Source organism: Algihabitans albus (assembly GCF_003572205.1).
Taxonomy (GTDB): domain Bacteria; phylum Pseudomonadota; class Alphaproteobacteria; order Kiloniellales; family DSM-21159; genus Algihabitans; species Algihabitans albus.
Genome location: NZ_QXNY01000011.1, coordinates 50,218 through 74,928, shown reverse-complemented (window position 1 = coordinate 74,928; position 24,711 = coordinate 50,218). Strand labels below are relative to the sequence as shown.

The 24,711-nt window shown below is 64.4% G+C and carries 20 protein-coding genes and 1 tRNA gene; 6 read left to right on the top strand and 15 right to left on the bottom strand.

What is annotated here, in order from left to right:
• Window positions 1-29: 29 nt before the first annotated feature.
• The 3 genes from DBZ32_RS21510 to DBZ32_RS21500 all read right to left on the bottom strand — a co-directional run bounded on the left by DBZ32_RS21510 (window position 30) and on the right by DBZ32_RS21500 (window position 2,069).
• Complete coding sequence (locus DBZ32_RS21510) at window positions 30-656, bottom strand: hypothetical protein (RefSeq protein WP_162906907.1); 627 nt, start codon at window positions 654-656, stop codon at window positions 30-32.
• A 283-nt stretch (window positions 657-939) separates the two neighbouring features.
• The gene (gene gvpA / locus DBZ32_RS21505; RefSeq protein ID WP_119169329.1) at window positions 940-1,194 is read right to left on the bottom strand and encodes a gas vesicle structural protein GvpA; all 255 of its coding nucleotides are present in this window, start codon (window positions 1,192-1,194) and stop codon (window positions 940-942) included.
• A 152-nt stretch (window positions 1,195-1,346) separates the two neighbouring features.
• Window positions 1,347-2,069, bottom strand: a complete 723-nt coding sequence (locus DBZ32_RS21500) for a response regulator transcription factor (protein WP_162906906.1) — start codon at window positions 2,067-2,069, stop codon at window positions 1,347-1,349.
• Window positions 2,070-2,449: 380 nt separating this feature from the next.
• Here DBZ32_RS21500 and DBZ32_RS21495 point away from each other — a divergent pair, with 380 nt between their 5' ends.
• Window positions 2,450-3,091 (top strand): tyrosine-type recombinase/integrase, encoded by a 642-nt coding sequence (locus DBZ32_RS21495; protein WP_119169327.1) that lies wholly within the window; start codon window positions 2,450-2,452, stop codon window positions 3,089-3,091.
• A 298-nt stretch (window positions 3,092-3,389) separates the two neighbouring features.
• Here the strand turns inward: DBZ32_RS21495 and DBZ32_RS21490 are convergent.
• The 5 genes from DBZ32_RS21490 to DBZ32_RS21470 all read right to left on the bottom strand — a co-directional run bounded on the left by DBZ32_RS21490 (window position 3,390) and on the right by DBZ32_RS21470 (window position 9,719).
• Window positions 3,390-3,464: transfer RNA gene (locus DBZ32_RS21490), tRNA-Thr, on the bottom strand.
• A 233-nt stretch (window positions 3,465-3,697) separates the two neighbouring features.
• Window positions 3,698-5,116 (bottom strand): heme biosynthesis protein HemY, encoded by a 1,419-nt coding sequence (locus tag DBZ32_RS21485; protein ID WP_119169326.1) that lies wholly within the window; start codon window positions 5,114-5,116, stop codon window positions 3,698-3,700.
• Between the two features lie 15 nt (window positions 5,117-5,131).
• Complete coding sequence (locus DBZ32_RS21480) at window positions 5,132-7,699, bottom strand: uroporphyrinogen-III synthase (RefSeq protein WP_119169325.1); 2,568 nt, start codon at window positions 7,697-7,699, stop codon at window positions 5,132-5,134.
• Window positions 7,699-8,652 (bottom strand): hydroxymethylbilane synthase, encoded by a 954-nt coding sequence (gene hemC / locus DBZ32_RS21475; protein WP_119169324.1) that lies wholly within the window; start codon window positions 8,650-8,652, stop codon window positions 7,699-7,701. The genes DBZ32_RS21480 and hemC overlap by 1 nt, the downstream gene beginning before the upstream one ends.
• 143 nt (window positions 8,653-8,795) lie before the next feature.
• The gene (locus DBZ32_RS21470) at window positions 8,796-9,719 is read right to left on the bottom strand and encodes a serine aminopeptidase domain-containing protein (protein WP_119169323.1); all 924 of its coding nucleotides are present in this window, start codon (window positions 9,717-9,719) and stop codon (window positions 8,796-8,798) included.
• Here DBZ32_RS21470 and tsaD point away from each other — a divergent pair.
• The 3 genes from tsaD (at window position 9,718) to DBZ32_RS21455 (ending at window position 11,817) form a co-directional block, all read left to right on the top strand.
• Complete coding sequence (gene tsaD / locus DBZ32_RS21465) at window positions 9,718-10,770, top strand: tRNA (adenosine(37)-N6)-threonylcarbamoyltransferase complex transferase subunit TsaD (protein ID WP_119169322.1); 1,053 nt, start codon at window positions 9,718-9,720, stop codon at window positions 10,768-10,770. The genes DBZ32_RS21470 and tsaD overlap by 2 nt on opposite strands.
• Entirely contained in the window at window positions 10,767-11,438 is a 672-nt protein-coding gene (locus DBZ32_RS21460; protein ID WP_119169321.1) for a TIGR02466 family protein, read from the top strand. The genes tsaD and DBZ32_RS21460 overlap by 4 nt, the downstream gene beginning before the upstream one ends.
• 94 nt (window positions 11,439-11,532) lie before the next feature.
• Window positions 11,533-11,817, top strand: a complete 285-nt coding sequence (locus tag DBZ32_RS21455) for a YciI family protein (protein WP_119169320.1) — start codon at window positions 11,533-11,535, stop codon at window positions 11,815-11,817.
• Window positions 11,818-11,835: 18 nt separating this feature from the next.
• On the opposite strand, the gene DBZ32_RS21450 is transcribed toward DBZ32_RS21455, so the two are convergent.
• Entirely contained in the window at window positions 11,836-12,324 is a 489-nt protein-coding gene (locus tag DBZ32_RS21450; protein WP_119169319.1) for a DUF427 domain-containing protein, read from the bottom strand.
• Window positions 12,325-12,389: 65 nt separating this feature from the next.
• On the opposite strand from DBZ32_RS21450, the gene DBZ32_RS21445 reads away from it, so the two are divergent.
• Together DBZ32_RS21445 and DBZ32_RS21440 are read left to right on the top strand one after the other, a co-directional pair.
• Window positions 12,390-13,202: an SDR family NAD(P)-dependent oxidoreductase gene (locus DBZ32_RS21445; protein ID WP_119169318.1), complete on the top strand. Its 813-nt coding sequence runs from the start codon at window positions 12,390-12,392 to the stop codon at window positions 13,200-13,202.
• A 36-nt stretch (window positions 13,203-13,238) separates the two neighbouring features.
• Complete coding sequence (locus tag DBZ32_RS21440) at window positions 13,239-14,270, top strand: class I SAM-dependent methyltransferase (protein WP_235830301.1); 1,032 nt, start codon at window positions 13,239-13,241, stop codon at window positions 14,268-14,270.
• A 60-nt stretch (window positions 14,271-14,330) separates the two neighbouring features.
• Here the strand turns inward: DBZ32_RS21440 and DBZ32_RS21435 are convergent, their stop codons facing one another.
• The 6 genes from DBZ32_RS21435 to purH form a co-directional block, all read right to left on the bottom strand.
• Complete coding sequence (locus DBZ32_RS21435; RefSeq protein ID WP_119169316.1) at window positions 14,331-15,362, bottom strand: glycosyltransferase family protein; 1,032 nt, start codon at window positions 15,360-15,362, stop codon at window positions 14,331-14,333.
• A 370-nt stretch (window positions 15,363-15,732) separates the two neighbouring features.
• Window positions 15,733-17,439, bottom strand: a complete 1,707-nt coding sequence (gene odhB / locus DBZ32_RS21430; protein ID WP_119169315.1) for a 2-oxoglutarate dehydrogenase complex dihydrolipoyllysine-residue succinyltransferase — start codon at window positions 17,437-17,439, stop codon at window positions 15,733-15,735.
• 100 nt (window positions 17,440-17,539) lie between these two features.
• Window positions 17,540-20,527 carry a 2-oxoglutarate dehydrogenase E1 component gene (locus DBZ32_RS21425; protein WP_119169314.1) on the bottom strand — a complete coding sequence of 996 codons (2,988 nt, stop codon included), beginning with the start codon at window positions 20,525-20,527 and terminating at the stop codon, window positions 17,540-17,542.
• Window positions 20,528-20,732: 205 nt separating this feature from the next.
• Window positions 20,733-21,608, bottom strand: a complete 876-nt coding sequence (gene sucD / locus DBZ32_RS21420) for a succinate--CoA ligase subunit alpha (RefSeq protein WP_119169313.1) — start codon at window positions 21,606-21,608, stop codon at window positions 20,733-20,735.
• Between the two features lie 3 nt (window positions 21,609-21,611).
• Complete coding sequence (gene sucC / locus DBZ32_RS21415) at window positions 21,612-22,808, bottom strand: ADP-forming succinate--CoA ligase subunit beta (RefSeq protein ID WP_119169312.1); 1,197 nt, start codon at window positions 22,806-22,808, stop codon at window positions 21,612-21,614.
• A gap of 271 nt (window positions 22,809-23,079) precedes the next feature.
• On the bottom strand, window positions 23,080-24,684 hold the full coding sequence (purH, locus tag DBZ32_RS21410; RefSeq protein WP_119169311.1) for a bifunctional phosphoribosylaminoimidazolecarboxamide formyltransferase/IMP cyclohydrolase: 1,605 nt from the start codon (window positions 24,682-24,684) through the stop codon (window positions 23,080-23,082).
• Window positions 24,685-24,711: the final 27 nt, after the last annotated feature.

Genomic DNA, 24,711 nt, shown 5'->3' with positions numbered 1-24,711 from the left:
CTCGGTACGCCTCTTCTCTCGCAAGAACTCTAGCCGTGGCCGTCTCTCTTGGCCGCTGCCCGGTTCGGTGGTTGAGCGGTCGCTTCACGGGCACCGCTCATCTCTGTCGGGCTTGGCGGATTACTTGAGAGGAAGGTTTGCGCGATTGCCGCGTCCTGTGCCGGATCGGTCAAGGTGAGCGGGATAGGCGGTGTTGCGCGCAGTTCTCGGCGCCGCTTGATCTCTGCCCAACTGGCACTCAGTCGGGCTCGTTCGGCACGGTGCGCCGAAAGTACGTCCGCGGTGATAGTGCGCAGTTCGCTGAGACCGTCCGAGAGCCTTGCGCGCGTCCTTGCGGCCTGCTCCGCGCGAGCGTCTCCGAATTGTGTGAGAAGACGCTGCGTATCTTGCCGGCGCTGCGCAATCTGTTCACCCAGACTCGCCCGAAAGGCAGCAGTCTGCTGCCGTCTTTCGGCCGCAAGAGTCCCGGTACTGTTCTTCAGTGATCTCACGGTCTCTTGTACGTGACCGCGCAGTCTGTCGACATCGGCGTTGAGATTCATGAGCTGAGCGCGCATTTCGTCGCGGATACGGCGCCGGACGAAGCTGCGTTGACTCTTGAGACCTTGCAGTTCTCCGCGGATCTGCGTGAGCTGTGATTTGGCGGCCGCGCGCAATTGAGCGACTGCATCGCGGCGTGCGGAAGACTCCAAGGCCCGAACTTCGGTGTCGATCTCTCGCTGGCGAGTGGCCGCGTCAATCGTCTGGATCAGGTCGTGAAAGTCTCGATAGCTTGTCATCACACTAGGTTCCTTAGACGCCTACCTGCGGTGATCCTCTCGCGGGGGAGAGCCGCACGATTGGTCTCGACGAACAGATGGGGGGAAGGGCCGCTGACAGGGGAGAGGCAAGCCCAGCATCTGCCGTCGAAGAGCCAATCGTGCGGCCCCTGAGCCGGTGTTACAGGTACGCCGGCTCAGGATTGGCACCGAGTCCCACGGTGACGGCTTCGGAGGCGTTGGACGTGAGGCCGATCGCCTCTGCGTACTTCAGGTAGGTGTCTACGCCGGCGACAACGACGCGGGCTTCGATTGCGAGCAATTCGATGCCGACCAGTGAGACGCGGGCCCAAGCGTCGACGACGATTCCCTTGTCGAGAATTCGGTCGATCACCTCGGCAAGACTGTTTGAAGCGGCAGATTTCTCAATAGCCATGTGTTTTTCCTCTATGTCGTACGAATTAGAAGTCACGTCAAACGGCAGAGATAGAAGAACACCTAATTGACCAAGTAGAAATATACTGGAAACCGGCCAATCATTTCGGGTTCTCCCTATGAGCACTCAATATCTTGACCGACCAAGGGCGGTCAGGCCGGAATTCGGGGGCTCTGCGAGATCGGTCCTGCAACACACCCTGGGCATTGCGAAACCCAAGCCGCCATCACCACGGAGGAACGCTGGCCGAGCTTGCGCATCATTCCGGCGCGATAGATCTCTATGGCCTTGGGGCTGACCTTTAGGACGCGTGCTGTCTCCTTGTTGGACAGGCCCTGTAGGACGAGATCCAGCACCTGCCGTTCACGCCGGGAGAGGGCGGCGATACGGTTACGTCGGTCGACGCAGGCCTGTTCGGCGGCGATCGTCTGTCGGTCCTCCGCAATGAGCTGCAGAATACGCGTTTGAAGCAGATGCGGATCGAATGGAGTTTCCACGACATCCTTGGCGCCGAGCCGCATCGCCTCCACGGCTGCGCGCGCGCTTGGTGCGTCGCCGACGATCAGGACCGGTGCGGTTGGCCGCCGGAGGCGAAGTTTTGCGAGAATATCGAGACCGCCGGATGGCGGCAGGAGCATGTCGACCAAGGTGCAACTGGCGATATCTGGCCTGAACAGGTCCAGGGTTTCTGTTCCAGAGGTCGCGGTGACCCACCCGATCCCCGCCGCGCTCAAATCCTCACGGAGTTTCCCGGAGATCGCTTGGGGATCGGCGAGGGCCGCCAATACCTGTGCTTCGTTTATTGTGCCTGAGTCGTCGATCTGCATTTTGATTTCCATTTTGCAACTTAATGGAGATTTACCGTACTTCGGCAAACGCGAGACGACGGTAACAGAATCAGATAAAGAGCGACTTCGGTCGCGCGTTAATATTTTGAATTTACTAATGAAAATAAGGTAGTATCGTATATTAGTGGGAATTCTCTCAAATTAATAATAAATAATATATTTAAAATCATAAGCCACTCCATACAAATACGACAAAATTGCGGGTGGTTGGCTTTTTACCTGAGATTGCATTTCGTTTGAAAATCAAATAGTTGCAATGAATTTCTAGGACTTTGCATTGTGAAGTCAAAATTCGGAGCCCTGATTTTGCTTGAAACCATATATCTGAAAGGGTTGCATCTCAAAAAATTCAACCAATAATACCAATGATGTCCGCCAAGCCACTACAAATTTTGGGGAGTTTTTAAATGAATTATGGTGTGTCGGAGATTTATAGAAGTAAATCCTGGCCTCGGCCGAATATATTTGTGCGGCAAAGGCTCTATGATCTTGATGGAGGGCGTAAGTACATCACGGCGACAGAGCGAGATGCGGCTCTCGCGGTTGCACGTTCGCGCCGGCCAGAGATCTACACACTTTATGCAACTCTCGCTTACTCCGGCTGCCGTCTCTCCGAAGCTTTGGAACTGGATGTATCGCGCATCGACTTCCAGCAAAGCGGCCTCATCTTTCGCACCCTCAAAAACCGTAGTGGTTGTGTCTTTCGCCTAGTGCCGGTTCCGGATCGCCTCCTGGCGGATCTTGATCGGGTGCATGCGATTCGATCGCGGCAGGACGATCTTCGCCGAGCCAAGCAGCCGCTATGGAACTGGTCCAGAACGCATGCTTGGCGTCTGATCAAGAGCATTCTGAGCGAAGCTGGCGTCCAAGGCGCGGCGGCGACACCTAAAGGCCTGCGGCACGGGTTCGGTGTCACGGCCGTCACCAAGGGCGTCCCCCTGAACCTGGTACAGCGCTGGCTTGGCCACACCCAGCTTGCCACCACCGCGATCTACGCAGATGCCTTGGGCGACGAGGAACGCCACATCAATACAAGGATGTGGAGTTGATCGTTGCCGTGATCGTGAGTGCTTGCTTGACCGGGCGACGATCTGCGACCGCGAACCCATCGCACGGGTGCCAAGCCCGGTTAGCTTGTCGTGGCTTTGGGCGATGTCGATGATCGGTTGCCCCACGAGCGAGCGATGAGGCACGACCGGCCGTCCGCCGGATCTAGACAGATAGAATGGCTCTATGAACGCTCCGGAGCAGACGCTGCCGGGACATATGTCAAGATATAAGTCAGACTCTGCTCATCGACCTCCCGATGAGGAGCATAGACAAGAGCTTTGCGGAAGGAGAAGTGAGTGGTGCCGACGGCAGGATTTGAACCTGCGACCTACTGATTACGAATCAGTTGCTCTACCCCTGAGCTACGTCGGCGAGGTGAAGCGCTTCAAAAGACTGCGCGACCTCGAACACGAACCCGATCATCCAAAAGCGGAGGCGCATAGGTAATCCAGGGGCTGGACCGCGTCAATCCGCTGGCACAGAACTGTGAGGCGCCGAGCGGTCCGGAGGCGCTGACCTGTCCCTGGTATTCTCCAGCTGCGGTCCTATAGACGGATCGCCTTCGACATCGCCGCGATTGCCTTGAGATGAAAGGCCGCACTGTTTCACGCCGCCGGGGCCGGCGTGCGGCTTTCACCCACGACGACCGCTTGGCCGGTGACGATCGCCGGGCGGCCGTTGCCCTCGCCGGGTGTCTCCGCAGTCTCTGAGGGAGATTCGGGCTCGGCGAGAGTCTGAAGCGGGCTGCGCCACGCGAGCTTGTCGAAGCTGCCGCAATGGCTGCAGTGAGCGGTCCAGTGACGTGCCGCTGCGCCGCAGGAGTCGCAGACCCACATCGGCTCCAGATCCGCCTCTTCTGCCTTGCGCAGCCAGTCATGCGCCGCTTCGCGGTCGTCATGCTCCCGCTGCTCCAGTTCGGCCATCAGCTGGTAGACTCTCCGGTCCGGCTGTTCGGCAGTCGCACGTTGCAAGTACTTGCGCGCTTCGCCCCAGAGTTCCGCCGCCAGCGCGACTCGGGCACGGGCCAGGCGCGACTCGAGATGATCGACGCTGTTGGTCGTCAGCTTCTCGATTCGTTTGACTTGTGAGAGCGGCGGGTCGTTGGGTCGGAGTGCCAGATAGGCTTCGGCCAGTTCCGGATGCGGCTGACGCTTCCAGACCGCCTCCAGCAGCTTCGCCCCCCGGCGCTCCCGCTTGCGGCCCGCCTCCAGCCGAGCTTGTAGAACGGCGGCAGCCACAAGGTCCGGCGCGCTCTTAAGGGCTTCCTCTAGGTCCGCGATCGCAGTTGCTTCGTCGTTGCTGGCGGCGGCTCGTTGAGCCCTGGCCGTCAATACGACGGCGCGCTTGCGATAGGCCTCCTCACGCGGCCAGACCGCGTAGCGGGCGGCTGCGAGGGCGGCCTGCTCGGCGGTTTTGAGGTCGCCGCGGCGTTGCGCGACCTCGAAGAGATGGTCGATCACCCAGGGCGTCTCCGGCCGCAGGTCCTTGGCTTGGCGCAGATAGTCCAGAGCTGCCGCGTCGTCGCCGTCGCGCAGGGCCTGCATCAGCAGCCCGCGCAGCCCGAGAAAGCGGGTTTCCTCCGCCTCGAGCATTTTCTCGAAGTGCTCGCGGGCAGCCTGAGCTTCGCCCGACAACTGTGCGGCCTGAGCCGAAAGCAAGCGCGACAGAGGTTGATCATCCAAAAGCTTCTGAGCCTTCTTGGCCCAGCGTCTGGCTTCATGCGGATCGCCGGCGGCGACGGCGACCAGACCGTGGCTGAGCGCGCGGTAGCCCCGGTTGCGCCGCTCCTGACCGTGCTGGTTCCAAAAGTCCTTGGGTGCATGGCGCACCAAGCGCCAACCGTAGTAGCCTACCGCGGCAAGAACACAGAGAAAGATCAGGGCCAGGATCGCAACGGCGATCGAGGTTTGAAGCTCCCAGCCGAGCCATTGCACAGCGACCTCGCCGGGCGCCACGATCACCAGTAGATAGGCGATGGCAATCGCAACGGCGACGAGGCCGAAGTAGACCAGCGCGCGAATCATGGTCGGCCTTCCCCTTTACTGTTCATTTGCCGCAGGCGCTCCCACAGCCGGTGCCAAGCGCGCCAGGCTTCGGCGAGTCAACGCGCCGAGGGCCTGTTCGCCGGCCAGGCGCGCCTGGGCGTCGGCCATCCAGGTCGCAACCTCCGCCGCCGCCGGTCCCTGAAGGCCTGACAGCGCTTCGACCGCTCCGGCTAAATCGTCGTTTGCAAGTCGTGCGTCGGCGCGTGCGACACGCGCGCGTGCACTGTCACCCTCGACCTCGCCGACAGGGCGAAGGCTCACCGCTTCCGATACACGCGACATCAGCCGGCCACTCCAGCTGTCGTCATAGCTGGCGGCAACGGCGCTCCGTGCCATCGGTTCGAAGCGTGCCGCCAACTCTTCGCGCGTCGGCACGCCGCGATCGGCATGGGTCTCCAACGGGGGCAGCAGTTCAAGCACGGGGTCGCCAGTGGGGATCAGGCTGCGTATCGCTTGCAGTTCCGTCTGGAACGGCGTGGAGAAGCGCAGCGCGTCCCGCAGTTGCCCAAGAGCCAAAGCGAGGCCGCTGTCGCCGGCGCCGGCGGTCAAGGCCTGCTGTGCCTGGCTCTCGACCTCTTGTAGTTCCGCTCGCAGTTCGGTCAGTTCCGTCTGCAATTCCGAGAGCGCTGCGGCATCGGCAGTAGCGGCCTCGGCTGCTGCGCCGGCCGCTGTTGCCGCGGCGGCACTGGTCTCGGCCAAGGTTCCGCGCAATTCGTCCAGCTCGTCCCTTACGCCGACGATCTGATCCTCCAGCCTGCTGACCGCGGCGGGGCTCGCACTCGTCGGGGCGGACGAACCGTTGCCTGCGCCGCCCGTCACCGACATCGTTTCAATTTGCGCGGCCAGCTCGTCGACGCGCTGCTGCAGCCCAGCCAGCGGTTCACGCGTGCCCATCTCGCCTGGAAGTTCCGCGACCTGCTGCGCCAGCTCGTCGAGCCGCTGCGACAGATCATCCAAGCGGGCCGGATCGACGGCTGGTGGGGCCGCCTCCAGACTGGCTACGCGGTCGCCTAGCTCCGTCATTTCCGCTTGCAGAGACGTATCCGGGCTTACGGGTAGAAAAGGCTCCCAATAGTCGCGTGTGTAGATTGCGGCGATCGCTCCGCCGACGAAAATCGGGATCGCCAATCCCAGTCCCAGCAGCAGACCGCCGCTGCGCGATGCGGCAGGTGCGTCCGCCTCCCGCCCGTGGTGCCCACCTTCGTTTGTGGTGTCGTCTCCCGTATCCTCGTCCTCGCGGATATCTCTGCCCTGGTTTCGGTTATCCACAGCGGCCTCAATGGATGATGGCGCGCTTTCGATCTTGGACGCGCCGCCGACCTTCGATGACGCGTTGCCGCGCAGGGGAGATGCGCCGCCGTCGCCGCCCGCCGGCTCGGCCCAGGGATTCAGGGGAATGGCAGGTGTCGATGTTCCGGCTGTCGGCGTCTCTGGCGTAGCAGGCTCCTGCGTCGTAGCCAAATCTATGTCGCCGATCTCAATGCCGTGTGTCTTGGCGGCGGCGCGCAGGTCGTCGTGCCGTGTTTCCGGAATGTGGCCGCGCGCCTTCCAGCCTTGGACGGTCGAAACGGCCACGCCGAGCTTGGTCGCCGTCGGTCTTAGACCGCCGAAACGGGCGATGACGTGCTCCGCGGCCGAACCTTTGGTCGAGCCTGCGGCCGAACCAGAAACGGAGCGCTCTCCGAGCCGCTCTGGGTCACTTTCTGAGGTCGCGCCCTCCGCTTCGCTTTTGCTTGCCTCGCCGCGGCCCGACACGGTGGCGGATGCGGCCTCTTCAGCCTTCAGACCCTTTTCGATCTGGTCCTTTTTGGGCGTTTCGCCGTTCTGCGCCATGCCTGCGTCCTCTTGCGCTGTCTGCTGGCTCCCGGCGAGCGCCGTGAGTAGGGCCGCTTGAGTCGGGTGTGCGGCAACCCGTACGTTTGCCCAGGTCACGGCCCTCGCCTCGGCCGCGACGGCGGGGCTTAGACAGAAGGCCGTCAAGCTCTCTGTGGATCGCTCCAGCCCGGACGCGCGTACGAGCCTAGCAAAGCTAGCGGCTGTACGTGGAGAGAAAAAGGTAACCCCGTCAAGACGACCGGTTTGAAGAGCCGTACGCGCAGAGTCCGGCAGGCGGCCGACCGGACGGGCTTCGTACAGAACGGCACGCCGCACCGTAAAACCCTGGCTGGAGAGCTTTCCGCTCAGATCGCCGGCAACGTGAACCCCGGTCACATGCAGAACCGCACCAGCGGCAGCTTGCCGGCTCGTAGCGATCTGAGCCGCCAAGGCGTCCACGTCACCGGCTGCCGACCGCACGTCTTTGAGACCCGCCGCCCGAGCCGCCTCGGCCGTCCGGGATCCGACGGTATGGACTGGCAATCCGCGCTCGGAGCTATTGGCGACGAACGCGCGGACACCATTCAAGCTAGTGAAGGCCAGAGCCTGGACACCGTCCAAGTCCAGGTCTTCATGGCGGATATCGATGGTCAGCAAGGAGGCTATAACCGCCTCATGCCCCCGAGACGTCAGGTCCTCTGCGAAACGCTCCGCCTCTTCGCGCGGCCGCGTGACCAGGAGGCGCATCAGAAGAGGTCGGCCAGCCGCTCGAAGAAAGCTTCGCCGGCCGACCTACGCAGTTCGGCGCCTGCATCCCGAGCCAGAGGCAGGGCATCGCCGAGCGGCCCTTCGCGTTCGGTCCGCCAGGCGGCCGAGCCATCCGGTTCGGCGAGCAGGACCCGTAAATGGAAGCGCTCACGTTCGCCGATCTCGGCCAAAGCGGCGATGGGCGTACGGCAAGATCCTTCCAGAACCTCCAGGCAGGCCCGCTCCGCGGAGACCCTGGTTTCCGTCGCCACATCGTTCAGCGTGCGTATGTACTTGTACGTATCTTCGTCGTCCGAACGAATTTCCAGGCCGACGGCGCCCTGACCGACGGCCGGCAGCATCTCGTCGGTCGAAAGACGCGTCTGGATCGCGGCGGCGCGGCCCAGGCGGTTGAGGCCAGCGACCGCCAGCAGTGTGGCGTCGACCTCACCGGCGGCCAACTTGCGCAGCCGTGTCTCGACGTTTCCTCGAATCAGCCCGACCTTCAGGTCTGGCCGGACCAGAAGAAGCTGTGCTTGGCGACGCAGCGAGGCGCTTCCGACACGCGCACCCTCAGGCAAGGCGGCGACGGAGTCGGCATGCGGCGAGAAGAAGGCATCGCGCACATCTTCCCGCGGCAGGTAAGCCGCCAACTCGAGGCCATCGGGCAGCCAGGTCGGCACATCCTTCATGGAGTGGACCGCAACGTCGATCTCGCGCGCAGCCAAAGCCGCCTCGATTTCTTTCGTGAAGAGGCCTTTGCCGCCGATCTCCGCGAGCGGACGATCGGTGACACGGTCGCCGGTGGTTTTGATTTCGACCACGCGTACGGCACCGTCTTCGGACAGGTCCGGGTGAGCGGCGATCAGGCGACGCTGTACCTCGGTCGCCTGTGCAAGGGCGAGCGGGCTGCCTCGGGTTCCGAGGCGGATCATCGGAGTGTCTAAGGTCATGACAGCTCAAGGGTTACGCAGCCTGCGCGAGCATTGCAAGCGGCCCCGACCCGAAGCCGGATGTTTGGAGCGGATCGCGACCTGACGAGCTCGCTTTGCGGGTTTCCGAGGCGCGGTCTTCTCGAGCGGCTCTGCGAGCTATTTTAGCGGTTCTGCGGGCCGCGTTGATCCGACCCCTGGAGGCTTTGCTCCAAGTAGGCGGCTATGCGGTCGACCTGGGTGTCGGAAAAGCAGTCACGGTAGATCAACTGATGTGGGCTGCCAGCTTCGCAGGGACGTCCTTCGAGTTCGTCGCTGGACAGGCCGATCAGACGGACGCCCGGGATTTGTGCAAGGAAAGCGAGGTCCTGAGGGCGGTTGTAGGGATCGCCTTGGACGGCGACGACCAGAGCTTGCAGCCGCTCGGCCTCGCTCAGGCGGGTAATCATCTCGCGGCGCAACCGGCTCCAGCTTTCCGTGCGCGTGGCGCGCGGTCCCGTGAAGGCCGGAGCGAAGGCAAGAACCGCATTGATTTCGAAAGGACGATCCCGCTGCAGCAGAAGCGCGGCCCAGCCCCCGGCCGAATGACCGGCGAGAAACAGCTGCTCCGCCGGCAGACCGGCGGCGCGGAGGGCCTCGACCAGGGTGCGCAAGTCGTTTTTTCGGCCGATGACCTTCGGCTCGCCGGCATAGCGGTCCTTGCGGAAGCTGCCGAGCTTCGTTTCGCTGCAGAATCCGAAAACGGCAAGGGTTTTGCCGGCCAGCGTCCGCCCGGCGAGGCGCTGAAAGGCCTGAGGCGTGGTTCCGAGGCGAGAGTCCAGCGGGCGACAGATGTCGGGCCGACCTTCTGTTGAACTGCCGGGCAGGAAGATCAGCACTGCCGTTCCCTGCGGATCGGCAAGCGCCAGAGGGTTGTCGCCAGTCAAGGCCGGGGTCGGTGCAAGCCAGGCACCGCTGCCCCCAGGGACCCGCGCCAGGTTTGATTGCGCCAGACTCGACCCACTGGCGGCGACCATGAAGGCCAGCAATGCAAGGCACGGCAGCGCGCGCTTGCCAAAGGCAGTCTGACTTGCCCATGTAAGGAGCATGCTGGTCCTCGGTCTGGAGTCTTCTTGCGACGAGACGGCGGTCGCGTTGGTGAACGACGCGGGCGAGGTCCGTGCCAATCTCGTCCTTTCGCAACTGGCCGAACATCGACCCTACGGCGGCGTGGTTCCGGAAATCGCCGCCCGCAGTCATCTGGACCACCTCGACGGCCTTATCGTCAAGGCGTTGCAGGAGGCCGGCGTCGGCTTCGACGATTTGGACGGCGTCGCCGCCACGCTCGGACCCGGCTTGATCGGCGGCGTGCTTGTCGCGGCCATGACCGGAAAGGCGATCGCCGCTGCGCGCGCGCTGCCCTTCGTCGCCGTGAATCACTTGGAAGGCCACGCTCTCACGGCCAGGCTGACCGACGGTCTGGATTTCCCCTACCTGCTGCTGCTGGTATCCGGCGGTCACTGCCAGTTGCTCGCGGTCGAAGGAGTCGGTTGCTACCGTCGTTATGGCGGCACCATCGACGATGCGGTCGGCGAGGCTTTCGACAAGACAGCCAAGCTGCTTGCGCTCGACTATCCAGGAGGTCCGGCGGTGGAGCGGGCGGCGCAGGAGGGCGACCCGGAACGCTTCGTCTTGCCGCGCCCCTTGAAGGGACGCCCCGACTGCGACTTTTCGTTCTCCGGCTTGAAGACGGCCGTGCGTCAGCAGGCCGAACGGCTGGGCGATCTCTCGCCTCGGGATCGCGCCGATCTGGCGGCCAGCTTCCAGGCTTCCGTGGCCGACGTCCTGGTGGATCGCAGCCGCAACGCCCTCGCCCGTTTTCGCCGGGACACCGGCCAGCCCGGACCCCTCGTCGTGGCCGGTGGCGTGGCGGCCAATCGCAACCTGCGTCAAGCGCTCGCGGCCCTGACCGAGGCCGAGGGCACGGTGCTGGTTGCGCCGCCTCCGAAGCTCTGTACCGACAATGCGGCGATGATCGCCTGGGCCGGGCTGGAGCGGTTGCGCCTGGGACAAAGCGATCCTCTGAATGCCCGCGCGCGGCCGCGTTGGCCTTTGGAGGAGCTGCGGACGCCGGAAAGTGAATTGGAGGCCAGATCATGACGACTCCACTCCCGCAAGGCGACCCGCGCCGACCGGCTGGAGGCCAAGCTCAGGTTCAGCTGCGTCTGATGTTTCCAACGCCCGTCGCTTTGGCGCAGCTCCCGAACGCCGAACCGCTGAACGCCGACCTGAAGCGAATCGTGCTCGAGCGCGAGCGGAACCATGCCGGCAGCGCCCATTCCAACTTGGGCGGCTGGCAATCGAACTGGGACTTCGCCGAGTGGGGCGGCAAACCGGCGGCCGCCCTGCTGACGGGCGCCAAGCGACTGGCCGACGACCTGACCTGCGATCGCAAGGGCGAGAAAGTTCGCCCCGACTGGCAGGCGAACGCCTGGGCCAACATCAACCGAAGCGGCCACGGCAACGAGTTCCACACGCACCCGGGCTGCTTCTGGTCGGGGGTCTACTACGTCGACGACGGCGGGATCGCGGCCGATCCCTCGCTCGGCGGCGAATTCGAGATCCAGGATCCGCGCGGCGTCGCCCCGGCCATGTACGCGCCGCGCCTCACCGTGGCGGCAACCGGTGGTGCCGCGATGGGGGCCAGTGAGACCATCAGCCCGCGCGCCGGACTGATGGTGCTGTTCCCCTCATGGCTCAGTCATGCCGTGCGGCCTTATTTCGGCACGGCCACGCGTATCTCCATCGCCTTCAATCTCAGTCTCTAGACGCGACCGCCGCGAATCGGCTTGGCCCCTATGCGTCGGCTGGTCTAGGCTTTGAACAGCAAAAACTGAAAAAACTGCGGTGGAGACGGAAACGATGCTGTTTGCGCTTGTCTGTACGGACAAGCCGGGCACGGTCGAGGTTCGCAAGGACAATCGGCCCCGGCACCTGCAGTTCCTGGAACGGCATTCCGACCAACTGGTCTATGCAGGACCTTTGATCGGCGAGGACGGTGACACGCCGGCCGGCAGCCTGATCATTCTCGACGTGCCCGACCGCACCGCCGCCGAGGCTTTCGCCCAGCAAGACCCCTACGCGGAAGCCGGACTGTTCCAGTCCGTCAGCATCAAGCCGACGCGCCGGGTTTACCCCAAGCTCTGAGATCTCTCCGACCGCCGCTCACCATCCCATCGTGCCGGGCGCGCCCTTGAAGGGGCCGACGATGCGGCCGGTGATCCAACCGCCGTAGAAATCGCCCGCCTGGGACTGAACGCTTTCGCCGGCGACGCGGCACTCGTCGACCCGGCTGGCGTAGAAGCAGTAGTGCTTCTTCAAGACTTCGAAGGGCCGCCAGGGCGCTGGATAAGACCAGGCAGCCCGTTCGGACACACGGCCCGAAACGGTCAGAGTCCAGTAGGCGGCTTCACCCTTGAACTCGCAGAGCGATCGCCCCGGTGCCGGTTTCAACAGCTTGGTCTGCACGTCTGCCGGCGGAATGTAGTAGGTGGGCGGATGGCTGGTCTCCAGAACCCGGAAGCCCTGGGTCGTATCCGCCACCAGGACGCCGTTGAAGAGGACCTGTAGCCGCTCGGCCACTGGCTCGAGCCGCGGCGGGCGAGGGTAGTCCCAGACCGATTCCTGGCCCGGACCGGGCTCGAGTCTTCGCAAAGGACCGTTCTCCTCTAAGTTTGCCGGGCGATTGATCTCAAGCCGGGCGGGGACACATTACCGACATGACACGAGGGAACGACACACGAGGCGCCTACCGGCGCGCCGTCATCACCGGTGCCTCCAGCGGCATCGGCGAGGCCTTCGCACGGTCTTTGTCCGACGGAACCGATCTGCTGCTGACCGGCCGGAACGAAGCGGCTTTGGAGGCCCTGGCCGATGAGTTGTCGAGGGACGGTCGCCATATCGAGAGGCTGGTGGCCGATCTGGCGGAAGACAAGGGCCGCGACTCTTTGGTCGCGGTGTCCCAGGCTTTCGCTCCGGATTTGCTGATCAACAATGCCGGTCTCGGGACTTTTGGCCGCATGATCGACAATGAGCCCATGAGCGAGCGTGCCATGGTTGAGGTCAACGTGGTGGCGCCGACGGTGATCACGCGCGCGCTTCTGCCCGGTATGCTGCAGCGCGCCCGGGAGGACGAACGCCGGGCCGGTCTGGTGATGATCGCGTCGACCGCGGCCTTTCAGCCCTTGCCCTACTTCGCAACCTACGCCGCGACCAAGGCCTTCGACTATTTCTACGCGCAGGGGTTGGCCAGCGAGCTGGAGTACGAGCCGATCGATGTGCTGACGGTCTGTCCCGGCCCCACGAAGACCCGCTTTTTCGAGCGGGCCGGTAACGGCAAGGAACCCTCCGGTCCGCGGATGAGCTCGGCGACGGAGGTCGCACATCGGGCGCTGCGCGCTCTCGGCCAGCAGGATGTGGTCACGATCGGGGCAGGCAATCGCGCCTACCGCGGCATCGCGAAGTTGCTGCCCGAGCGGGTGTTGCGCGGACCGACCCGCCGGGTTTTGCGCAGCAGCATGAAGGGGAGGTAGTCTCGGATGGCCGGAACGAAGGGAACGGAGAGGGGGATGTCCAGCGTTGCACGGGCGGCTTACGCCCTTGGACAAACCGCGCGGGTCGGCGTTTACTTCGGCCAGTACGCGCTTTCGGCCCGCTTGACCCGGCCCGTCAAGCCGAAGCGGCCGATCCGAGGGCCCTTCGCAGGACAGGAGGAGATCCTTGCCGATCTGCGCGGGCTGCTCCAGCGCGACTGGGCGAACATCGAGGCCGGTCTCTATCGCATGCCCTATGACTTGCTGGAGGAGCCGGTCGGCGCGCTGCGCCGCGCTTCGCGCTATTTCCGCGATCTCCGCTCGGTCGAACGGCGGCGGCATAGCGGCGGGCATGACGAAGTGCTGACCCAGGCGGATCGAGCACGTTATCCGCGCTACTACCTACAGAACTTCCACTTTCAGTCCGATGGTTGGCTGTCGCCCGATTCGGCGGCGATCTACGATCATCAGGTGGAGGTGCTCTTCACCGGCGGTGCCGATGCCATGCGCCGCCAGGCCCTGGTGCCGCTGGGCGAGTTCCTGCACCACCGCCGCTCGGCCGCGACCCGGATGATCGATATCGCCTGCGGAACCGGCCGCTTCCTGACTTTCGTCAAGGACAACTACCCGCGGCTACCGGTGACTGCGTTGGATCTCAGCCCGGACTATCTCGCTCAAACGGCGCGCAACCTGCGGCGCTGGCGCGGGGTCGAGACGCATCAGGCCGCCGCCGAAACCACCGGTCTGCCGGATGCCAGCTACGACCTGGCGAGCTGCATCTTCCTGTTCCACGAGTTGCCGCCGAAGGTGCGGCCGCAGGTTGCCGCCGAAATCGCCCGCATTCTCAAGCCCGGCGGGCGGCTGCTCTTCGTCGACTCGATCCAGAAGGGCGACCAGTCGTCCTACGACGGCCTGCTGGACTACTTCCCGGTCGCCTTCCACGAACCTTACTACAGCAGCTACGTCGAAACCGACCTGGAGGCGCTCTTCGGCCAGGCCGGGCTGAAAACCCTGTCGGTCGAACGCGCCTACTTCTCGCGCGTCATGGTTTTGGAGAAGTCCAGGTAACGTCTCGGACGGGTCGTGGGCCCGCGCGCCACAGCGAGATGATTCAATCGTGCTAGCTGCTCACCCATCGACCCAGGGATACTTCTGACTGAAGGGACGGTCGAGACTCAGCTCCACGATCCAGGCGGCGATGCGCGCGCAGTCGAACAACTCTCGGGCCCGGCGCCATCCGGCTTCTGCGATCTGCTGCCGCTGTTTGCTGTCCGTCGCCAGCCGCCGAACAGTTTCGATCACATCGTCGGCGCCGTTGAACCAGGCGACCTCCCGGTCGGTGAAGAAGCGCTCGAACCCTTTGCCGCGCTTCACGAAGGTCAGCAGGCCGTTGCCCAGGTAGTGCGACATGCGGTCCGAGGCGTAGAGCGGATTCTCGTCTTCCCGGTCGAGCGAGAGGCCCATGGCCGAGTCCGCCAGCGCATCGAGGTAGTCCTGTCCGTAGAGAGACGACCGGCCCACGGCTGAGCCGAAGAAACCGAGCCTCAAATCGCCGAGCTCGCGCTGCAGTCGGCCGAGGATCGCGGGCCGGCTGTCCGTCTGGTCCCGGATCGCCTGGCCTGCGAAAAAAAGATCGTAGCGCGGGCGCGCTATCTCGAAGGCACGGCCGCGGTCGAGGCTAGGGTCGATCGGATTGGGCATGAAGGCGAGTTTCGTGCGGCCGCTCGGATCCTGCAGCCCGGTCACGCTCGACGTCAAAAAGATCGTGTCCACGACCCCAAGGCGGCGCTCAACCTTCTTGCGATTCCCGCTCATGTTGAGGCTGTCCACATTGCGGTAGGCGACCCGGACCTCCGGCAGGATCTCCCGCAGGGCATGAACCGCTTCGTTCGAGACCATTTCGCAGTTCGAGAGTACAACCAGGTCCGGGCGATAGTCACGGCAGACCGCGAGCAGCTTGCCGTCGACTTTGCGCGCGCCGAAGGCCCGGCTGCGAAAGGGGTTGGCGTAGCGCGCGAAGTCGCGGTCGTTCAGGGCATAGACCATATGGCCGCACCTGGTGAAACCGTTCACGAGCCGCTGAGGTATCAAATAGAATTTCTGATGACCGAAGAGCCCCTGAACGTTTCCGAAATACAGGATCCTGATGGGCGGATGCATCTCAGTCACTTCAGACGTCGTTCGGGGTCTGCGGCCTTCGCGCAGGACGCGATGATAAGCTCATGGATGGACGTTCTATTGCGCTTACGCGCAAAGATCAAAGCGGGGCTTAAGTGCGGCGCGTGGCTTCCGCGCATCTGACGGTAGCGATAGCGCGAAAACCTGCTCCGAGAAGCCGGCAAAGCTCAAGTCGCTCCGGTTCTCGCCGCGTTCCTCCAGCGGATCCTCCGGACTAGAGCCTGTTGTGATCGTATGGAATCGCTTTGCGGTTCCGCCGATCATAAGAAACAGACTCTAACACTTTGAATCGAGACTACATTTAACCTAATCGCCGGACCCAATACGTGGGTCCTACTGATCACTATCTGGTCTAGAGCTCCAACAGCAGCGTTTCCGGATCTTCGATGGCTTGCTTGACCTTGACCAGGAAGCCCACAGCCTCGCGGCCGTCGACCAGACGGTGGTCGTAGGACAGCGCCACGTACATCATCGGACGGATCGCGACCTCGCCCTTCAGAGCGATGGGCCGCTCCTCGATCTTGTGTAGCCCGAGGATCCCGGCTTGCGGCGGATTGAGGATCGGGGTGGAGAGCAGAGAACCGAAAATGCCGCCGTTGGTGATGGAAAAACTACCGCCCTGCAATTCCTCCATCTTGATCTTGCCGTCGCGCGCGCGGCCCGCTACGTCGCCCAGTTCTGCTTCCACAGCGGCAAAGGACTTGGCGTCGCAGTCGCGGATAATCGGAACCATCAGGCCTTGCGGCGTGGAGACGGCCATGCCGATGTCGAAGAACTTGTTGTAGACGATCTCATCGCCGTCGATCCTGGCGTTGACCGCCGGGAAGGCCTCCAGCGCCGCGACACAGGCCTTGGCGAAGAAGGACATGAAGCCGAGCTTGACCCCGTGCTTCTTCTCGAAGGCCTCCTTGTGCCGGCTGCGCAGCGCCATGACGCCGCCCATGTCGATTTCGTTGAAGGTCGTCAGCATCGCCGCGGTGTTCTGTGCTTCCTTCAGGCGGCGGGCGATGGTCTGGCGCAGCTTGGTCATCTTGACCCGCTTTTCACGCGGGCCGTCTTCGCCGGAGAGGGGCGGTGCCTTGGCTGTGGGCGCCGAAGTCGGGGCCGGCGCTGCGCGGCTGCGCAGGGGCTTGCGGCCCTCGATCACGTCGAGCACGTCTTCCTTGGTGATGCGTCCCCGCGGCCCGGTCGCTTCGATCAGACCGGCATCGAGTGCGTGCTGTTCCACCAAGCGCTGAACGGCCGGGGAGAGGTGCTGCGCTGATGGTGGCGTCTGATCCGACAGCCAGCCGCGCAGATCCGAAGCGGTGATCTTTCCGCCGGCGCCGCTGCGCGCCACGGCGGCAGGGTCCAGCCGGTCAGCGGTTGAGGGTGCGGTTGCCGTCGCCGCGACTACTGGTGCCTTGGCGTCCGTCGTCGTGTCCGTAGCTGGTGCTGGCGCCGTGGCAGCACCTGCTCCGCCGCCGGCAGAGATGCGAGCCAGCAGTCCGCCTGCTTCGACGGTCGAGTCCTCCTCGGCCAGGATCTCGCTGAGCACGCCGTCGGCCGGTGCGTTGACTTCCAGCGTCACCTTGTCGGTTTCCAGCTCGGCGATCGCTTCATCGGCCTTCACGGCTTCACCGGCATTCTTGAGCCACTTGGCAACGGTCGCCTCGGTGACCGACTCGCCAAGGCTGGGCACCGGAACGTCGATGCTTTGCCCGTTGCCGCCGGTCGCTGCCGGCGGTGTCGTTGACGGGGCCGCTGGAGCTTGCGCTTCGGCCGTTGTGGGCGCAGGCGCAGACGGCGCCTTGTCGGCCGGCATCTTGGCGGCCGTGCCGTTGCCTTCGCCGATGCGGGCCAGCAGTGCGCCGACCTCGACATTGTCGCCCTCTCCGGCCAGGATCTCGCTGAGGACGCCGGCTTCGGGCGCATTCACCTCCAGAGTGACCTTGTCGGTCTCCAGTTCCACCACCGCCTCGTCGGCCGCGACGTCGTCGCCGACCTGCTTCAGCCACTGGCCGATGGTGGCCTCGGTCACGGACTCGCCGAGGCTGGGGACCTTGATCTCGCTCGCCATCTTCCACCTTCTCCTACGCGGCTTCCCGGTTGGCCGCCCAACGTGTCCAGGACCGCTAACGGGCAGTTGCCTCAGGGCCCGTTAGCGGCCCAGGATCAACTTACTCAGCCGCCTGTTTGGTCTTCCCGCCCTGCTTGGGCGAACTGTTCGCTGCCCCTGTCTGTCCGGCTTCGTCCGCTTTGCGCGAGGCGATCCGGCCGAGATGCGGCAAGCCGACGGTCAAGGCTTTGTCGACCAGTTCGGCTTGTTGCTCGACGTGGCGCGAGTGCTGGCCGGTCGCAGGGGAAGCGGCCACGCGGCGGCCCGCGTAGCGCGGGCGCGGCTGCTTGAAGCCCAGGTCCGCGGCGATCTCCTCGATGAACTCCGCCGCGAAGGACCAGGCGCCCATGTTGCGCGGCTCCTCCTGGCACCAGACCAGCTCGCAATGCTCGTAACCTTCCAACTCCTGAACGAGGGCGTCGGCGGGGAAGGGGTAAAGCTGCTCCAGCCGCAGGATGTGGACGTCGTCCTGACCGCGCTTCTCCCGCTCTTCCAGAAGGTCGTAGTAGACCTTGCCGGAGCAGAACACGACCTGCCGCGCCTTCGACTTCTTGCTGGGCAGCTTCGGTTCGGTGAGGATGCGATGGAAGGAACTTTGACCGGCCATATCGGCCAGGCTGGACACCGCCCGCTTGTACCGCAGCAGCGATTTCGGTGTGAAGACCACCAGCGGCTTGCGGAAGTTGCGATGAATCTGCCGGCGCAGGGCATGGAAGTAGTTGGCTGGGGTGGTGCAGTTGACCACCTGGATATTGTCCTCGCCGCAAAGCTGCAGGAAGCGCTCGAGGCGTGCCGAGGAATGCTCCGGCCCCTGACCTTCGTAACCGTGAGGCAGCAGCATCACCAGCCCTGACATGCGCAGCCACTTCGCCTCGCCCGAGGCGATGAACTGATCGATGATGATCTGCGCGCCGTTCACGAAGTCGCCGAACTGCGCCTCCCAGAGCACCAGTGCCTGCGGTTCAGCCAAGGAGTAGCCGTACTCGAAACCGAGAACGGCGAGCTCGCTCAAGGGGCTGTCGATGATCTCGACCTTGCCCTGGTCTTCACTGATGTGCTCCAGCGGCTTGTAGGTCGCCTCGGTCTTCTGATCGATCCAGGCGGCGTGCCGCTGCGAGAAGGTGCCTCGGTTTGAATCCTGGCCCGTAAAGCGCACCGATTGGCCTTCCTGCACCAGCGTGCCGAAGGCCAGGGCCTCGGCCGTTGCCCAGTCGATTCCCTCGCCCGAGGAGATCATCGCTTTCTTGGCTTCGAGCTGCCGGGCGATCTTCCGGTTGATGTTGAAGCCCTCGGGCACTTGGGTCAGCGTCTCGCCGATCTGCCGCAGGGTCTTCAGGGGCACCGCGGTCTTGCCGCGCCGGGCGTCATAGCCGCGCGCCTTGTCGAAGCCGGCCCAGGCGCCTTCGAACCAGTCGGCCCGGTTGGGTTTGTAGGACTTCGCAGCATCGAAGTCGCGGTCGAGCCGCTCCCACATCTCGCGTACGATGGTCTCTGCTTCGCCTTCGGCGACCACGCCTTCGCGGACCAGCCGTTCCGCATAGACCGTACGCACCGTCGTATGTTTCTTGATGCGGTCGTACATCAAGGGTTGGGTAAAGGCCGGCTCGTCGCCTTCGTTGTGGCCATGTCTGCGGTAGCAGAACATGTCGATGACGACATCCTTCTTGAAGGTCTGGCGGAACTCCGTGGCAATCCGCGCCACATGCACCACCGCCTCCACGTCATCGCCGTTCACGTGGAAAATCGGCGCCTGGATGATCTTGGCTACGTCGGAGCAATAGGGACCCGAGCGGGCGTTGACCGGATTGGTGGTAAAGCCGATCTGGTTGTTGACGATGAAATGGATCGTCCCGCCGATGCGGTAGCCCTTGAGCTCGGACAGGTCGAGGGTTTCCGGCACCAGACCCTGGCCGGCAAAGGCGGCGTCGCCGTGCAGCAGCAGCGCCATGACCTGGGTGCGGTCGCTGTCGCCGTGCTGCATCTGCTTGGCGCGTACCTTGCCCACCACGACCGGATTGACTGCCTCCAGGTGCGACGGGTTGGCGGTCAGCGACAGGTGAACGGTGTTTCCGTCGAACTCCCGGTCGCTGGAGGTGCCGAGGTGGTACTTCACGTCGCCCGAGCCGCCGACGTCCTCCGGGTGCGCCGCGCCTCCGCGAAACTCGTGGAAGATGGCCTGGTAGGGCTTGCCCATGAAGTTGGCCAGGACGTTGAGCCTGCCGCGGTGCGGCATGCCCAGAACCACCTCCTTCAGGCCCAACTGGCCGCCGCGCTTCAGGATCTGCTCGAGACCCGGAATCATGGCCTCGGCTCCTTCCAGCCCGAAGCGCTTGGTTCCGGTATATTTCTTGTCGAGGAACTGCTCGAAGGTCTCGGCTGCCGTCAGGCGTTCCAGGATCGCGCGCTTGCCCGGAACGGTGAAGCTGGTCCTGTTGAGCGCCTCGTTCTCGATACGCTCCTGGATCCAGCGCTTCTGATCGGGGTCCTGGATGTGCATGAACTCGACGCCGATCGAACCGCAGTAGATGATGCGGCAGATCTCGACGATCTCATGCAGGGTCGCGACTTCCCGGCCCAGAACGCCGTCGATGAAGATCGGGCGGTCCAGGTCGGCTTCCGCGAAGCCGTAGGACATCGGGTCCAGTTCCGGGTGTGCGACGCGCTGTGCCAGGCCCAGCGGGTCCAACTCGGCCTCGAGATGACCGCGCACCCGATATGCGCGGATCAGCATGAGGGCGCGGATCGAATCGACCGTCGCTTGGCGCACGCGATCGGTCGACAGCGCATCTCCGCTCGGCACCGGATGGTTGGCTTGGACGGGCGCCATCGCACCGTTGCCTGCGCTGGACGACGCGGGGCGGTCGAGATCGCCGGTCAGCAGACGCCGCGCACCCTCGTCCAAATCGTCGAAGAACTTGCGCCAGCCCGCATCCAGGGACCCCGGATCGGCTTGATAGGAATCGTAGAGGTCGAAGAGCTGGTTCGCTCCCGGACCGAGCAATAGCGAGGCTTCGTCCGGGTCTTGGGAGGCGCGGGCAGAGTCCGTCATGCGTGTCTTTCGGCTGGGCCGGTCCGCCGAGACGGCCCCCGCCGCCCTTCGTTCGTCTATTGGCGGCCGGGGCCGCCGTGTCCTGGTTTACGGTGGCGAGAGCCACCATGCGCTTGTGTTGCGCCCCATTAAACAGCGAGCGCGACACCATTCCGTTAACATCCTACAGGGCGAAGCTGCGCCTTGTTCGCCCATGTTACAAGGCTCAGCTCCCGAAAGCGGTGACCATCGTGCTGCCCAAGCTGGCCGGAGACTCCGCGACGTGGATGCCAGCCTCGCGCAGCGCGGCGATCTTGTATTCCGCCGTATCCTTGCCGCCCGAGACCACTGCGCCCGCATGTCCCATGCGCCGGCCGGGCGGCGCGGTGACGCCCGCGATGAAGCCGACGGTCGGCTTCTTGACGCTCGACTCGGCCAGGAACTCGGCTCCCTTGACCTCGGCGTCGCCGCCGATCTCGCCGATCATGATGATTCCTTCGGTCTCCGGGTCTTCCAGGAACATCTTCAGGCAATCGACGAAGTCGGTCCCATTGACCGGATCGCCGCCGATGCCGATGCAAGTCGACTGACCGAGTCCGGCGGCGGTGGTCTGTGCCACGGCCTCATAGGTCAGGGTGCCGGAGCGGGAGACGATCCCGATCTTGCCACGCTGGTGGATGTGACCGGGCATGATGCCGATCTTGCAGGCATCCGGCGTGATGACGCCCGGACAGTTCGGGCCGATCAGCCGGGTGTCGGACTCTACCAGGCGCCGCTTCACCTTGATCATGTCCTGAACCGGGATGCCCTCGGTGATGCAGACCGCGAGACGAACGCCGGCGTCGATCGCTTCCAGAATCGCGTCGGCCGCGAAGGGCGGCGGAACGTAGATCACGCTGGCGTCGGCGGCGGTTTCGCTGACCGCTTCGGCCACGGTGTCGAAGACCGGAAGATCGAGATGGCTGGTACCGCCCTTATTCGGCGTCACGCCACCGACCATCTTGGTGCCGTAGGCGATGGCCTGCTCGGAATGGAAGGTGCCCTGAGCTCCGGTGAAGCCCTGACAGATCACCTTGGTGTTTTCGTCAACCAGAACGGCCATGATTTATGCGGCCTCCTTCACGGCCTTGACGATCTTGTCCGCCGCGTCGGCCAGGTTATCGGCCGAGACGATCGGCAGTCCGGACTCGGCCAGGATCTTCTTGCCCAGTTCGACGTTGGTACCCTCCAGGCGCACGACCAGCGGCACGTGCAGCGAAACCTCGCGCGCCGCCGCGATCACGCCTTCCGCGATCACGTCGCAGCGCATGATCCCGCCGAAGATGTTGACCAGGATGCCCTCGACGTTCGGGTCGGACAGGATGATCTTGAAAGCGGCGGTCACGCGCTCCTTGGTGGCGCCGCCGCCGACGTCGAGAAAGTTCGCCGGCTCGCCGCCGTAGAGCTTGATGATGTCCATCGTCGCCATGGCCAGGCCGGCGCCGTTGACCATGCAGCCGATGTTGCCGTCCAGCTTGACGTAGTTGAGCTCGTGGCGCGCGGCCTCCAGCTCCATGGGGTCTTCTTCGTCCTCATCGCGCATGTCCTCCACGTCCTTGTGGCGAAACAGCGCGTTGTCGTCGAAATTCATCTTGGCGTCGAGCGCCAGCAAGGACCCGTCACCGGTCACCACCAGCGGGTTGATCTCGACCTGCGATGCGTCGAGCTGAATGAAGGCCTTGTACATGCCCATCAGGAACTTGACGGCGGCCGAAACCTGCTTGCCTTCGAGACCGAGGCCGAAAGCCACCTTGCGGGCCTGATAGGGCATCAGGCCCAGGGCCGGGTCGACGGGCTCCTTGATGATTTTCTCCGGCTGCTCGGCGGCGACCTCCTCGATCTCCATGCCGCCTTCCGTGGAAGCGACGATCACCACCCGGCCGACGGCGCGGTCGACCAGCATGGAAAGGTAGAGTTCGCGCGCGATGTCGCAGCCTTCCTCGACATAGAGGCGCTTGACCTCCTTGCCTTCGGGGCCGGTCTGCTTGGTCACCAGCACCTTGCTGAGCATGGCGCGGGCGGCCTCCGCGACCTCCTCGTTCGACTTGCAGATCCGCACGCCGCCCTTGCCGTCCGGATCGCCGGCAAAGTGACCGGCGCCGCGGCCGCCGGCATGAATCTGGGCCTTGACGACAGTGACGGCGCTGGACAGATCGCGTGCGACGGTGACCGCCTCGTCCGGCGTGTAGGCGACGCCGCCCGTGGGCACCGCCACGCCGAACGTCCCGAGCAGACCCTTGGCCTGGTATTCGTGGATGTTCATGCGTGCTTTCGCTCGATGATTGGGCTCAGGAGACCGAGCCGTGGGGAGAGGCGGGACCGGTGCCGCCTCCGGGAGTCCGCCGTAAGGCAGTCAAGGAGACAGGCCGCTCATCGCCAGGAAAATCTCTGCTTAGGCACCGGTCCGATACCCGATCCGGCTCCGCAGCGCGGCGCACTTTAGCAGCCTCGCGCTGCAGTGCAACCGGCTGTCTGAAGCCATGCCATGCGTCCGTCGAAGAGAGACGGGGGAATGACAAAGCTTCCTGTCACAACTAATGCCGGAAGTGGCGCAGGCCAGTGAAGACCATAGCGAGACCGGCGTCGTCGGCGGCGGCGATGACCTCCTCGTCGCGGACCGAGCCGCCGGGCTGAATCACCGCCGTGGCGCCGGCCTCGACGGCCGCCAGCAGGCCGTCGGCGAAGGGGAAGAAGGCGTCGGAGGCGACGACGCAGCCTTTGGCCGCGCCGGCTCCGAAGGCTTGCTCTGCCTTGATCGCGGCGATACGGGCGGAATCGACGCGGCTCATCTGGCCCGCGCCGATGCCGAGGGTGGCGCCCGAGCGCGCATAGACGATGGCGTTTGATTTTACATGCTTGGCCACGCGAAAAGCGAACAGCAGATCGGCGATCTCCGCCTCGCTCGGCTGGCGCCGGGTCACCGCCCTGAGCTGATCGGCGGCGATCCGGCCGCTGTCGCGGCTCTGCACCAGCAGGCCGCCGGAGACCGTCTTGGCGGTAGTGCCGGCCTCGGCTGGATCGGGCAGGCCGCCGGTGATCAGTAGACGCAGGTTCTTCTTGCTGGCCAGCAGGTCTCTTGCGTCACCCTCGACCTCCGGCGCGATGACCACCTCGGCGAACAACTCGGCGATCTTCTCCGCCGTGGCTGCGTCGAGCGAACGGTTGACCGCGATGATGCCGCCGAAGGCGCTGACCGGGTCGCAGGCAAGAGCCTGGGCATAGGCCCCGCTCAAGCTCTCGCCTTCGGCCACGCCGCAGGGATTGGCGTGCTTGATGATGGCGACAGCCGGCCGCTCGAATTCGGCGACCAATTCGAAGGCGGCATCGGTGTCGTTGATGTTGTTGTAGCTGAGCTGCTTGCCCTGAAGCTGTTCCGCCGTGGCGACGCCCGGGCGTGCCTTGCCGGCCCGATAGAAGGCGGCCTCCTGATGCGGGTTCTCGCCATAGCGCAGGGTTTCCACCCTTGTTCCCGCCAAGGCGATCTCCTTGGGCAGCGGATCGCCGAGTTGCTGCGCGAACCAGCCCGAGACGGCAGCGTCGTAGCCGGCGGTATGGGAGAAGGCCGCGGCGGCGAGACGCCGGCGCAAGGCGGCACCGGTCCGCCCCCCCTCCGCTGCCAGCTCGGCGAGCAGGGCGGGATAGTCGGCCGGGTCGGTCAGCACGGCCACGGCGCCATGGTTCTTGGCCGCCGCGCGGATCATCGCCGGCCCGCCGATGTCGATGTTTTCGATGCAAGCCTGAAAGTCGCCGCCGCGCGCCACCGTCTCGCGGAAGGGGTAGAGATTGACCACCAGCAAATCGATCGGCTGGATGCCGTGCGCCGCCATCTGCTCGGTATGGGTCGGGTCCGAGCGCTTGCCGAGCAGGCCTCCGTGGACCAGCGGGTGCAGGGTCTTGACCCGTCCGTCGAGGATCTCGGGAAAGCCCGTGGTTTCCGCGACCTCACCGACCGGCAGACCGGCCTCGGCGATGGCCTTGGCGGTGCCGCCGGTGGAAATCAGCTCGACGCCCCCGTCATGGAGCGCACGCGCCAAGTCGATCAAGCCGTGCTTGTCGGAAACGCTCAGCAGCGCACGGCGCAGCGGGATCTGATCGAGGTCGGCGTCGGGATTGTCGCTCACGTCGGCGGCATTGCTCATCGGTCGGTCGCTCTGCGTTCGGTCAGG